The sequence below is a fragment of the Streptomyces sp. NPDC044033 genome, assembly GCF_056434425.1.
Map to the genome: position 1 here is coordinate 179,323 of NZ_JBWKFF010000005.1, position 12,728 is coordinate 192,050.

The window sequence follows — 12,728 nt, forward strand, 5'->3', positions numbered from 1 at the left end:
AGTGAGGTACCCCGGTGCAGCCCCACGTCCCGGCTTGTGAAGACATCGACCGCCGTCTCGCCCGCGACCCCGTCGCGATCGTGGGACTGGCCGGCAAATTCCCCAAGGCGGAGGACGTGAGGGAATTCTGGGACAACATCATGTCGGCCCGCGACTGTTCGGACGTAGTACCGGAGAGCTGGTGGAAGACCGCACTGCACTATGACCCGAACCCCTTCGCCGAGGACAAGACATACTGCCGCCGCGGCGGCTTCCTGACCCCGGAGGTGTTCGACCCCCTGGAGTTCGGGATGCCGCCGAACACGGTGGACTCGACGGGCCTGGTCCAGCTGCTGGGCCTGGTGGTGGCCAAGGAGCTGCTGCGGGACGCGGGCCTCGGCAGGGACGACTGGTACGACCCGGCCCGTACCGGCGTGGTGCTCGGCGTGTGCGGTACCAACTCCACGCTGATCCCGCTCGCCAGCCGGCTCTACCTGCCGCAGATGATCGAGGCCATGGTCGCCGTCGGAGTGCCGCGGGAAACGGCGGACGAGGCCGTCCGCACGCGCCTGGCGGCGCTGCCCCCGTGGACCGAGGACTCCTTCCCCGGCATCCTCGGCAATATCGTCTCCGGCCGGATCGCCAACCGGCTGAACCTGGGCGCCGCCAACCACACCGTCGACGCGGCGTGCGCCAGTTCGCTGGCCGCCGTGCGCTCCGCCGTCGACGAACTCGTCAGCCGGCGCGCCGATCTGATGCTCACCGGCGGATGCGACGCGGACAACTCGCTCGTGTCGTTCATGTGCTTCAGCAAGACCCCGGCGCTCTCACCGACCGGCCAGGTCCGCCCCTTCGCCGCCGAAGCCGACGGAACGCTGGTGGGCGAGGGCATCGGCATGCTGGCGCTCAAGCGCCTCGGAGACGCGCAGCGGCACGGCGACCGGATCTACGCGGTCCTGCGGGGACTCGGCAGCTCCAGCGACGGCAACGCCCAGAGCATCTACGCGCCGTGCGGCGCGGGCCAACTGAGGGCGCTGCGGCGCGCCTACGACGACGCGGACTGCGCGCCGCGCTCCGTCGAGCTGATCGAGGCGCACGGCACCGGAACCCTGACCGGCGACGCGGTCGAGCTCACCGCCCTCAACGAACTCCTGGCGGCCCCAGAGGACCACCACTACGCGGCCGTCGGCAGCGTGAAGTCGCAGATCGGCCACACCAAGGCGGCGGCCGGCGCGGCCGGGCTCATCAAGGCGGCGCTGGCCCTGCACCACAAGGTGCTCCCGCCCACCATCAACGTGGACATCCCGCACCCCCAGGCCGCGCGCGAGGACAGCGCCCTCTACGTGAACACCGCCGCCCGCCCCTGGGTACGCGACCCGGCCCGGACCGTGCGCCGGGCCGGAGTGTCGGCGTTCGGCTTCGGCGGCGTGAACTACCACGCGGTGCTGGAGGAGTACGCGCCCGGCGGAGCGGAGCGTCGGGAGTACGCGCTGCACACCACTCCCCGGGCCTGCCTGTGGCACGCGGCCGACGCCGACGAGCTGTGCCGGCTCCTGGAGGACGGCGCCGCCCCGCACGAAGGGCCCGTCCCGCCCGCGCACGCCCGCGTCGGCTTCGTCTCCACCGGGCCGCGCGACCACGCCGAACTGCTCGCCCTCGCCGTGGAGCGACTGCGGGACGGACCGGGCAGGGAGAGCTGGAGCCACCCCCGCGGCATCCACTACCGCAGCGCCGCGCTGCCGACCGGCACCGGAGTCGGGGCGCTCTTCGCGGGCCAGGGGAGCCAGTACGTCCAGATGGGGCTGCACGGCGCCATGGCCCTGCCCCCGGTGCGCGCCGCCCTCGACGCCGCCAACGCCCGCTTCCCCGCCGGGGACAGCCTGGCCCGTACGGTCTTCCCACCGCCGGGCGGCGGCGACCCGGCAACCCACGGCGAGCGGCTGCGCCGCACCGCCTACGCGCAGTCCGCGATCGGCGCGCTCTCCATGGGCCAGTACCGGTATCTGCGGGAGCTGGGCTTCACCCCGCACGGGCTGCTCGGCCACAGTTTCGGGGAGCTGTCCGCGCTCTGGGCCGCGGGCGTGCTGGACGACGAGGCGTTCACGGCTTTGGCACGCGCCCGCGGGCAGGCGATGGAACAGCCCCCCGGCCAGGGTCGCGACCCCGGCGCGATGGCGGCCGTCCGCATGCCGAGCGGCACGCTGGAGGACGCGCTGGCCGAGCACACCGAGCTGACGGTGTGCAACCGCAACGCCCCCGATGAGCACACCGTCGGCGGCCCCACCCCCGCCGTCCTGCGCTTCGTGGACTGGTGCGCCTCCCATGACCTGCCGGCGCGGCGGCTGCCGGTCGCCGCCGCCTTCCACACCCCCCGCGTGCACCACGCCGCCGAGGCGTTCGCGACGGCCTGCGCCGAGGAGGAGTTCCACGCCCCCACGCTGCCCGTGTACGCCGACACCGCCGGCGCGGCGTACGGCGCCGACGCGGCGGCCAACCGCCGCACCCTGGTCCAGCAGCTGCGCGAACCCGTGGACTTCGCCGCCCGGCTGGAGGAGATGTACGCCGACGGCATCCGCGTCTTCGTCGAGTTCGGCCCCGGCCGCGTACTGACCCAGCTGGTGGAACGGACCCTCGGCGAGCGCGGCGCGCACACGGTGGCCTGCGACGCGGGCGCCGGTACGGACAGTTGCGCGGCGCTGAAGCAGGCCGCTGTACAGCTGGCCGTACTGGGGCTGCCGCTGTCCCTGGCCGACCGGTACGCGCCGCCGCCGCGGCCGGAGCGCCCCGAGCCGTCCCGGGTGGCCCGCGCCCTGGAGGGGCCCTTCTTCGCGATGGAGAACCTGCGGCCCGCGTACGAGGAGATGCTGGCAGCGAAGGCGGATACCGTGCGGCACGCGGAGCCGGAGCCGCCGCGGGAGCTGCCCGTACCCGCCGCGCGGGCCGAGGCGAGCGACCCGCTGTCGCGCGCGGCCGCCGAGCACCTGGCCGCGCACACCCGCTACCTGGACAGCCAGGTCCGTACGGCCGAGCAGCTGACGGAACTGCTGCGGGAGGGCCGTGCGCGCGGACCGCTGGACGAGTCCCTGATCGCGGTGGTCAACACGGTGACCGAACACAGTCTCGCGCTGGGGGAGGCGCACGCCAGGGCCGGGGAGGCCGTCAGCGGACTGCTGCGGCTACCGGACGGCAGACAGGAGCCATGGCAGGGGGACGTACCGCGCGCGGACACCGAACCGGCGGCGACTGCCGTGGTCCCGCTGCTCCCGCAGCAGAACGGACCCTCCCCGGCCGAGTCCGCCGCGGCGCGGGACGCCGCGACCGCGCCGAAGTCGGCGCTGGCCGAGCTGTGGGCCGCCGGCCAGGGCGACGGCACGGTGGCACAGCGCCCCGTGGACGCCGGGGCGCTGGACCCCGAGGAGCTGGAGCGGGTCTTCCGCGCCGTGGTGGCGGAGAAGACCGGTTACGACGTCGACATGATCGAACCCGACATGTACATCCAGACCGACCTGGGCATCGACTCGCTCAAACAGGTGGAGATCGGCGCGGAGCTGATGCGGCGCTATCCGGCGATCGCCCGCAGCGACATGTACCGGTTCAGTGAGGCCAGGACCGTTCGCGAGCTGATGGAACTGATCCTCGCGGCCCTCACCGACAACGGCCCCCAACTGCTGCCCGCCGTGCTGGGCACCCGGGCCGGCCGCGCCTTCGTCGCCCTGAAGGAGTTGCCCCCGGCCGACGTGTGCACCGACGCGTACGCCGAGCGGCCGCGGGCCCTGCTGCTCGACGACGGCGGAGAGCTGCCCGCCGCGCTCACCGCGGCCCTGTCCGCTCGCGGCTGGCGCGTCAGCCGCCTGCCGCTGCCCGGGGCCGCACCCGACGGCGACGCCGACGGCCGGCGACTGGAGAACTGGGGCGAGGAAGCGCTGTCCGCGCGCCTCACCGAACTCCTCGCCGACGAACCCCGCCTCGACCTGTGCGTCCTGCCCGTGAGCCGCGACCGGGACGGGGACGCCCAGGAGGCCGTCGCACGGCTGCGGCACGCGGTCCTCGTCGCCAAGCATGCCGTTCCCCTCCTGAAGACGGCGGCCGGCACGGGCACCCGTGCCGGTCTGGTGACGGTCACTCAGCTCGATGGCTCGCTCGGCTACGGCGGCGCGGGCGCCGACCCGGTGGCCGCCCTCGCGGGCGGGCTCGGCGGACTGGTCAAGGCCGTCGCACTGGAGGCGACGACGCTGTTCTGCCGCGCCGTGGACTTCGCGCCCGGCCTCACCGCCGAGACGGTCGGCAAGGCGTTCGCCGCCGAGGTCGCCGACCTGGCCACCGACGTACGGGAGATCGGCGTGGACGGCGCGGGACGCCGCACGCCTGAGATGGCCGACACCCCCGCACCGCACGCTCCGGCCCCGGAAGGGGCCACGGAACTCACCGCGGACGATCTCCTGCTCGTCACCGGCGGCGCGGGCGGCATCACGGCCTGGTGCGTCGAGGCACTGGCCCGCGAACACCCCTGCGGATACGTGCTGCTGGGCCGCACACCACTGGAGGACGAGCCGGACTGGGCCACCGGCCTGGAGAGCGCCGAAGAACTCCACAGCGCCCTGGAGGAACGGGCGCGGCAATCCGGCGAGGACCCCGGCGAACCGCTGGTCCACGCGCGCATCGAGCGGCACGGCCGACGCGTCGTCCAGCAGCGCGGCATCCGGTCCACCCTCGCCACGCTGCGCTCCCACGGCGTGGAGGCCGAGTACGTGGCGGCCGACGTCCGCGACGCGCGGTCGGTGGCCACGGTCCTGGCGCCGTACGCCGCGCGCATCACCGGTGTGCTGCACGGCGCGGGCAGCCTGCGGGACCGTCCGCTGGCGGAGGTGACCGCGGAATCGGTCGCCGCCGTGGTCGACACCAAACTGAGCGGGCTGCACCATGTGCTCGCCGCGCTGGACACCGAACGCCTGCGCCACCTGGTGCTCTTCTCCTCCGTCGCGGGCATCTGGGGCAATCTGCGGCAGGCCGACTACGCGCTCGCCAACGAAGGGTTGAACCGATTCGGCTGTGCCTTCCAGGCCGCCCACCCCCGCTGCCGTGTGCTGCCCCTCGCCTGGGGGCCATGGACCGGCGGCATGGCGACCGCCGTACAGCAGCTGTTCACGGACGCCGGGGTGCCGGTGCTCTCCCGCGAGGAGGGGTGCGAGTACTTCCTCGCGCAGATGGCCCAGGGCAAGGAGGCGTGCGGGGTCGTCGTCATCGGCCCGACCGGCCCGCTGTACCACCGGGTCGACCGGCTTCCCGGCATGGGGCGCACCGCGCACCGCACGCTGACCGGCCTCGGCACCGAGCCGGTGGTCGGGGACCACTGCTTCGACGGAACGCCGGTGCTGCCGATGACGGCCGCCGTGGGCTGGGCGCTGAACGCCGTCGAACGCGCCCACGGCGGCAGCCGGCCGGTGGTCGAGTGCCACGACTTCCGTATCGCGCACGGAGTCTTCTTCCCCAGCGGCCACGAGGAACTGTTCCGTGTCCGGCTGACCCCGGAGCCCGGCCCGGGCCCCGCCGCCACGCGCGTCACCGTCCACGACGCCGGTCAGCACGGAGGACTGCGCTACGAGGGCCGTTTCCAACAGGCCGACGCGGCTTCCGAGCAGCCACGCGCGGAGCTGCCGCCGTATGTGCTCGGCGACGAGCCGCATCCCGGCTACCGCGACGGACTGCTCTTCCACGGGCCGTCTCTGAGAGGGCTGCGGAACGTCCTGCTGGAGGGGCCCGGCCGGCTGGTGGTCGCCGCGCGGCTGCCCGACCCCGGACTGGCCGGGGGCGCGTACGCGGGGCGGCTGTTCAGCCCGGCCCTGGCCGACCTGCTGTTGCAGACCGGCGCGCTGGCGGTGCTGTCGCGGGCCGGGCGGAGCGATCTCCCGATGCCCGTGGCCGTAGCGCACGTGGAGCTGTTCGCGCCGCTGCCCGACGACGGGGGATTCGTCATCTCGGCCGACGCCCACGCCGACGAGTCGCCCGAACCGGTCTTCTCGGAGTTCACGGTCACGGCGTGCACACCGGACGGGCGGGTCCTCCAACGGTGGAGCGGTGTACGGATGCTGTGGCTGGACCCGGTCGTCCTCGCCCGGAGCATCGCCGAGCAGGCCGGATCCGGCGACGGCGGCCGGCTGTGAGCGCGGGAGGAAACACGGAAGAGCTCGTCTTCGAGGGCGTGCCGCTCGCCGAGCCGTCCACCGTGCCCGTGCCCGTGCCCGTGCCCCGGGACGACAGGACGCCCGGACCGGCGCCATCGGCGCCGGCCGTGCGGTTGGCCCAGCGGATGCAGCGCGCGCACGCGTCCGTACTCGAAGCCCATCAGGCCGTCATCGCCTGGCAGATGGCGCGAGCGACGGCGCCGTGCACGCCGTTCCCCGTGCCGCCGTCGGCCGAGGACGGCGTGGCCGCCGTCCTGCGGACCGCCGCCGCGGCGCTGGCGGCCGACGGCGCGAGCCCGGCCCCGGGCAGCGTCGTCGTGGTCTGGCACGGCGACGCGCCGCACGGGCCCGCGGTGCCGCGCGTCGAGAAGGAGGGCGACGAGTGGCGCATCCTCGACGGCGAACGGGCCGTCGCCGCGCTCACCGCCGCCGGGCCCGCGCACTCCGGTGAGGTGAGCCGCGCATGGCCCCGACGCCCCGTGCCCCGCTACCTGCCCGACCCCCGCCCCCTGGCCCGTACCACGGTGGCCCGGCTGACCGCCGCCGATCTGGACGCGCTCGCCGCCGGTGACATCGCCCGGGTCCTCGGCCCCGCCTTCGACCAGCACGACGTGCCGGCCGAGGCGCTGCCGGCCCGCTGGCCCGCCCGGCTGCTCGACGAGGTCACCGCCATCGAGCCCCGCGGCGGCCGGTACGGGCAGGGCCGCCTGCTTGCCACGGCACACCTGCCCGCCCACGAGGGAGAGGAGGCCGCGGAAACCTGGCCCCGACTGGTGGGGGCGGCCCTGGAGGTCCTTCGCGTCCACGCCTTCCACAGCGGGCTCCACCTCTGTCTTCCCGGGGCCCGCGCCACTGTGCCGACCGAACGCCCCGTCCTCGTGGAGGTGTTCGACGGTGCGGCGCCGCCCGGCGCCGAACTGCTCCTGGACGTCGAGGTGACCGGGGCCGGAATGGCCCCCCGGCCGCACCTGACCGCCGACTGCCGGGTCTCCGCGGCCGGCCGGCCCCTCGCCCTGCTGCGCGACGTGGGCCTCGTGCTCCGCGAGGGCCCGGACATCGGACCCCCGGGCCAGGGGAGCTACCGTAGGGCCCTGGGCGGAGGACGGGTGCTCTTCGACGAACTGCTCTCGGCGGCGTTCGCCGAGGGAGACCGCGTCCAGCTGCCCGATGCTGTCGCCGGCCCGCACATCACCGCTCCGGTCCGTCCACGGCTGCCGCGCGGGGACATGCGCATGCTGGACCGTACCGTTCTGCTGGAAGGCGCCTGGGGCGAATACCGGACCGGCAGCCGGGGGGTCGCGGAGTACGACGTGCCGGAAGACCCCTGGTACGTGCGGGAGAACGGCGGCACGGTGCCACCACTGGCGCTCATCGAGACCGCCCTGCAGCCGGCGGGCCTGTTCGGCGTGTCGTTCGGCGTCGGAGGGGAGTACCCCGACCGGAATCTGAGCTGCCGCAACCTCGACGGCAGGGCCCGCCTGCTCCGCGCGGCCGAGCCGGCCGGAGCCACCGTCGAACAGCACATCACGTTGCGTTCGCACTCCGCCGTGCCGGGCGGCATCCTGCACCGCTACGGGTTCGAACTGCGCACCGGCGGCGAGCCCTTCTACACCGGCGAGGCCGTCCATGGCTACCTCACCTCGGATCTGCTGGCCCGTCAGCAGGGCCTCGACGACGGCGACCACGTCCCGCCGTGGCTGGACCGCCGGCCCCGGACGCCCGCCGGCATCCGGAAGCTGGATCTACGGGAGGACGGCCGGCTGGGCAGCGGCCGGCTCGCGCCGCCGGCGGAAGCGGTCCTCGTGCCGGACGGCGGCGACCACGGCCGCGGCTACCTGCTGGGGACGAAGCCGGTCCGCCCCGACGACTGGTTCTTCGACCAGCACTTCCTCGGGGACCCGGTGATGCCGGGCTCCGCCGGCGTGCAGATGCTCTACCAGGCCGTACACGCCTACGCGCTGTACACGGGCCTGGCCGACCACCTGCGGGACCCCCGCTGCTCCGTCGCCGTCGGCGAGGAACTGAGCTGGTCCTACCGGGGCCAGATCCTGCGCGAGCACCGGCGGGTACGCGGCGAGGTGCACATCCGCGAGGTGCGCCGGGACGACGCGGGCGTCTTCCTCCGCGCCGACGGCAGCGTCTGGCGCGACGACCTGCGCATCTACGAGGTGAACAACATCGCGGTCGAGATCCGGCCCGCCGAGCAGCGTTCCACGGAGGACGGCCGATGACCCCGAACACCGTGCGGCACGACCCGGACGGCGTCCACACCGTACTGGCCGGACTCGACCGGCCCTGCTACATCGTCGGCAGCGGAGGCCGGGTGGGCGCCACCCACGACGCGCCCGCCCCGGGCAGCGGCATCGCCATCCTGGCGGCCGCCGCTCCCCAGCACCCCGAAGGACTCGGCTCCGCGGAGTTCCGGCGCCACCACGGGGTGCGCTACGCCTATATGGCCGGGGCGATGGCCGGCGCCATCTCCTCGGAGGAACTGGTCATCGCGATGGCGCGCGGCGGATACCTCGCCTCCTTCGGCGCCGCCGGGCTGTCCGAGGACCGCGTCGAACAGGCCCTGACGCGGCTGGAGCACGAGCTGGGCCGCGACCAGGCGCCGTACGCGTGCAACCTCATCCACAGCCCCATGGCGCCGGACCGGGAGCGCGCCTGCGTCGAGGCGTGCCTGCGCCACGCCGTGCGGTGCGTGGAGGCGTCGGCCTTCGTCCAGCTGACCCCCGACCTCGTGCGCTACCGGCTCGCCGGGCTGCGCCGCGACCCCGGCGCGACCGGCATCCTGGCCGGGCACCGCCTCATCGCCAAGGTCTCCCGCCCCGAGATCGCCGAGCTGTTCCTGCGCCCGGCGCCCGAAGCCCTCACGGCGGACCTCCTGGCCCGCGGCCTGATCTCCGCGGAACAGGCCGAGCTGGCCCGCTCGGTCCCGATGGCCGACGACATCACCGTCGAGGCCGACTCCGGCGGCCACACCGACCGCCGCCCGCTCACCGTCGCCCTGCCCGCCGTCATCCGGTTGCGGGACCGCATCGCCCGCGAGCGCGCGTACGCCGCACCGGTACGCATCGGCGCGGCCGGCGGGATCGGCACCCCGGAAGCGGTGGTGGCCGCCTTCGCCATGGGCGCGGCGTACGTCGTCACCGGCTCGGTCAACCAGGCCGCCACGGAGGCGGGCACCTCGCTCGCCGTCAAGCGGCTGCTGGCCGACGCCGGTACGGCCGACTGCGTCATGGCCCCGGCGGCGGACATGTTCGAGCAGGGGGTGCGGGTACAGGTGCTGGGCCGCGGCACGATGTTCGCGGGCCACTCCGACCGCCTCCACCGCCTCTACCGTGACCACGGCGGCCTGGCGGAGCTGCCGGCCGCCGAACGCGCCTACGTGGAGGAGCGCATCCTGCGCCGTCCGCTGGACGCGGTCTGGAAGGACACCGCCGACTTTCTGAGGGACCGTCACCCCGAAGGGCTGCGGCGCGCCGAGCGGGACCCCAAATACCGGATGGCGATGGTCTTCCGCTGGTATCTGGCGATGGGCTCGCGCTGGGCCATGGCCGGGGACGCCGAGCGCCGAGGCGACTGGCAGATCTGGTGCGGCCCGGCGATGGGCGCGTTCAACGACTGGACCGCGGGCAGTCTGCTGGCGCGGCCGGAACAGCGCCGGGTCACCGCCATCGCCGGACAGCTGCTGCGCGGCGGTGCCTTCCACAGCCGGGTGACGCAACTGCGGCTCGCCGGGGTGCGGTTGCCCGCGGCGTCGAGCACGTACCGCCTGCCGCCCGCTGTTCCGGGGCCTGCACGGGAGCCAGTCGGCCGGGCGGCGGCTGCCGCCCCCTGACCGTCCCGCCGCCGGGGGCGTCCCCGTGCCCACGGGCGTGAACCCGGCCGCGAGCAGGGTCCGTACGCCCGCCGCGCTGCCTGGGCCTGTAAGGGCTCACCGGGCGGCACCGGATGGCGTGCGGCCGTCGCGAGCCGCTGCCCGAGGCCGGCGCCTCGGGCGCGCGGTTCCACCTCTACGGCCGTTTCCCGGCGCCCGGCGGACCCGCGGCCGACCAGTGCCGCGCCGCCGGGACGGTGTCCACACGCGTGCGTCATCACGGCGGCGTAGCGCACGTACGACGCGCGGGTGCCCGTGGTCCCGTGTCGGGGCGAGCGTGAGCGGGGGTGGGCCCGGGAGCGCTTCGGCGACCGTGAGCGGGCCGATGCCGTTCACCACCCGGCCGGTGCGGGGACAGGGCACACCGGGCGCTCGGAAAGGGCGGGTCGAGCGGGGCGCGGAGGCCGCCCGGAGGCAGCGGGACGCGTACCCAGTCGGCTTCGGCGAGGGCCACGGCGCGGCCCGTCAGCGAAAGGGCCCCCGCGTCACGGCGGTTTCTAGGGGCCGCACTGCGTCGACACGGCCGTCAGCGGCGGGAAGGCCCCTTCGCCACGTCGGTGAGCGACGAGGCGAGTGCGGGGCCGTCCCACCGCCGGACCGTGAAAGGGCAGGTGACTCCTCAAGGGCCGGGCGGGCGCTGTCCTGCCGCGCTCGAACCACCCTCGGTCACCGACACCGGCGGGTGGTCAGCCCATGCGCCCGTAACTGACGCTCCGTGTCCAGATCTTCTCCAGGCGCACCACCGTCCCGCTCTTCGGCGCGTGCCAGATCCGGCCCCTCCCGGCGTAGATGCCCACGTGGTAGACGCCACCGCGGGAATGGAAGAAGACCAGGTCGCCGCCCTTGCGGGAGGAGGCCGGGACATGCCGGGCGCGGTTGTACTGCCCGGCCGCGGTGCGCGGCAGCCGCTTGCCGGCGCGCTTGAACGAGTAGAGGGTCAGGCCCGAGCAGTCGAAGCGGTAGGGGCCGGTGGCCCCGTATCGGTAAGGGGCGCCCTTCTTCGACGCCGCCACGCGCAGCGCCTTGACGGATGCCGTGGCGGCCTCGGCCTCATGGGCGCCGCTCGGCAGGAGGTTCGTGGCGCCGAAGGCGACCAGAGTGAGTACGGAGGCGGCACCGGTCCTGGACAGCAGTCGGGGGCGTGTGTGCGCTGTCATGCGCGACCCTTCGTCAACCGCCTGTGAAGGGTGACCTGTCGGGTTCGGGCTGGCGAAGTTGCCCGGCCGCGACCGCGGCTTCACCCCGAGGGGGCCACCTCGTCGGACCTCGTCGGTCCGGTGGCCCCCGCCGTGCTCGGGTCCTCCACTCCTGCCGATGCACTCTTGTCGACCAGACGTCCGGTACGGCGGCAGGACTCGGCGTCCGCCCGGACCGCCCCGCGGAGGCGGGGGCTTGTCGTCTCAGGGATCTTGACGCATCCCTGGTACGAATACCGAGCCGACACGGCCTTGTGTGAGGCTGATCACCCCTGACCTGTTCGGGTGGACATGCGCGGATCCCGTCCCGCGTCCCGAAGCGTGCGCAGCCCCGCACCAGCGGTGCGGTACCGCCGCCCGACCGATACCCGCGCGCATCGCGCAAGTTGATCACCGCGAACCGTCCAGGACCGCATACGCCTTTCGAGGGATATGCGTTGAGCTACCTGCGGACCAACGCGTTGAGCTGCCTGCGGATCAACTCAGCGGGCCCGGTGGCATCGAGACCCGGGAGGACCGCCGCTCCCCGTCCAGCACCCGCATCGCACGCGCCAGCGTGGTCGCGTGCAGGTCGCTCTCGCCGCGCTCGTGCATCGAGGCCAGCGCGTCACGCAGCCCGGCCGCCTTGGCCACCAGGGCCTGCGCGGCCCGCAGGGCGCCGTAAGTGTCGTGGCCGCGCGCCGGGTTGACGCGGCCCAGCAGGTCGGCCGCCTCCAGATAGCGGTCGATGAGTTCGCTCTCCGCCCGCGTCAGCGACGGAAGCGGTGGCAGCTCCGGCGGAAGCACCGGGGTTCACCGGGTGCCGGGCGAGGCGGGGCCGGTCTTGCGGCTGCTGACCAGGTGGTCCACCAGCCCGTACGCGACGGCGCCGGCGGCGTCGAAGATCTTGTCGCGCTCGATGTCCGCGCTGATGCGCGGGGCGCTCTGCCCGGTGTGCCGTACGAGCATCTCCTCCAGCTGCTCGCGCGTGCGCAGCATCTCCTTGGCGTGGATCTGGAGGTCGGAGGTCTGCCCCTGGACCGGCTCGCTGAAGGACGGCTGATGGATCAGGACGCGCGCGTTCGGCAGCGCGAACCGCTTGCCGGGGGTGCCCGCGGCCAGCAGCACGGCGGCGCTGGACGCCGCCTGGCCCAGGCAGCCCGTCTCGATGTCGCACGAGATGTAGCGCATCGTGTCGTAGATGGAGGTCATGGCGGAGAACGAGCCGCCGGGGGAGTTGATGTAGAGCGCGATGTCCCGGTCGGGCGCGTCGTGTTCGAGGTACATGAACTGCGCGATCACATCGTTGGCCGAGGTGTCGTCGATCTGGGTGCCCAGGAAGACGATCCGCTCCGACAGGAGCTTGGAGTAGGGGTCCATGGTCCGCTTGCCGGAGCTGGTGTGCTCGGTGAATTCGGGCAGGACATGGCGGGCGATGGGTCGGTTCATCGGTGCACCTCTCGTCTGCGCTCTCCGCGCACCTGCGGGCAGCGCGCCACCTCTGTAAAAAAT

Annotated in this window: 6 protein-coding genes; 3 read left to right on the forward strand and 3 right to left on the reverse strand. The window is 74.1% G+C overall.

Translation table 11 applies throughout. The annotated features are described in order from the left end of the window. The first annotated feature begins 14 nt into the window (after positions 1 to 14). Genes AC07AB_RS12035 through AC07AB_RS12045 form a run of 3 tightly spaced genes read left to right on the forward strand, consistent with a single transcriptional unit; the run spans position 15 to position 10,002 of the window. Positions 15 to 6,140 (forward strand): beta-ketoacyl synthase N-terminal-like domain-containing protein, encoded by a 6,126-nt coding sequence (locus tag AC07AB_RS12035; RefSeq protein WP_478564068.1) that lies wholly within the window; start codon positions 15 to 17, stop codon positions 6,138 to 6,140. Then, complete coding sequence (locus tag AC07AB_RS12040) at positions 6,137 to 8,392, forward strand: 3-hydroxyacyl-ACP dehydratase (protein WP_478564071.1); 2,256 nt, start codon at positions 6,137 to 6,139, stop codon at positions 8,390 to 8,392. Before AC07AB_RS12035 ends, AC07AB_RS12040 begins: the two co-directional genes overlap by 4 nt. Continuing rightward, positions 8,389 to 10,002, forward strand: coding sequence for a PfaD family polyunsaturated fatty acid/polyketide biosynthesis protein (locus AC07AB_RS12045; protein ID WP_478564074.1), 1,614 nt, complete (start codon positions 8,389 to 8,391; stop codon positions 10,000 to 10,002). The genes AC07AB_RS12040 and AC07AB_RS12045 overlap by 4 nt, the downstream gene beginning before the upstream one ends. 725 nt (positions 10,003 to 10,727) lie before the next feature. On the opposite strand, the gene AC07AB_RS12050 is transcribed toward AC07AB_RS12045, so the two are convergent. The 3 genes from AC07AB_RS12050 to AC07AB_RS12060 all read right to left on the reverse strand — a co-directional run bounded on the left by AC07AB_RS12050 (position 10,728) and on the right by AC07AB_RS12060 (position 12,665). Continuing rightward, positions 10,728 to 11,198 carry a C40 family peptidase gene (locus AC07AB_RS12050; RefSeq protein ID WP_478564077.1) on the reverse strand — a complete coding sequence of 157 codons (471 nt, stop codon included), beginning with the start codon at positions 11,196 to 11,198 and terminating at the stop codon, positions 10,728 to 10,730. A gap of 516 nt (positions 11,199 to 11,714) precedes the next feature. Continuing rightward, positions 11,715 to 12,023 (reverse strand): hypothetical protein, encoded by a 309-nt coding sequence (locus AC07AB_RS12055; RefSeq protein ID WP_478564080.1) that lies wholly within the window; start codon positions 12,021 to 12,023, stop codon positions 11,715 to 11,717. 6 nt (positions 12,024 to 12,029) lie between these two features. Further along, entirely contained in the window at positions 12,030 to 12,665 is a 636-nt protein-coding gene (locus AC07AB_RS12060; RefSeq protein WP_478564083.1) for an ATP-dependent Clp protease proteolytic subunit, read from the reverse strand. Between the last annotated feature and the right edge of the window lie 63 nt (positions 12,666 to 12,728).

Bases quoted from the DNA above. Each gene is read 5' to 3' on its own strand.
- AC07AB_RS12045 (WP_478564074.1), top strand. From the start codon at position 8,389: ATGACCCCGAACACCGTGCGGCACGACCCGGACGGCGTCCACACCGTA.
- AC07AB_RS12060 (WP_478564083.1), bottom strand. From the start codon at position 12,665: ATGAACCGACCCATCGCCCGCCATGTCCTGCCCGAATTCACCGAGCAC.
- AC07AB_RS12050 (WP_478564077.1), bottom strand. From the start codon at position 11,198: ATGACAGCGCACACACGCCCCCGACTGCTGTCCAGGACCGGTGCCGCC.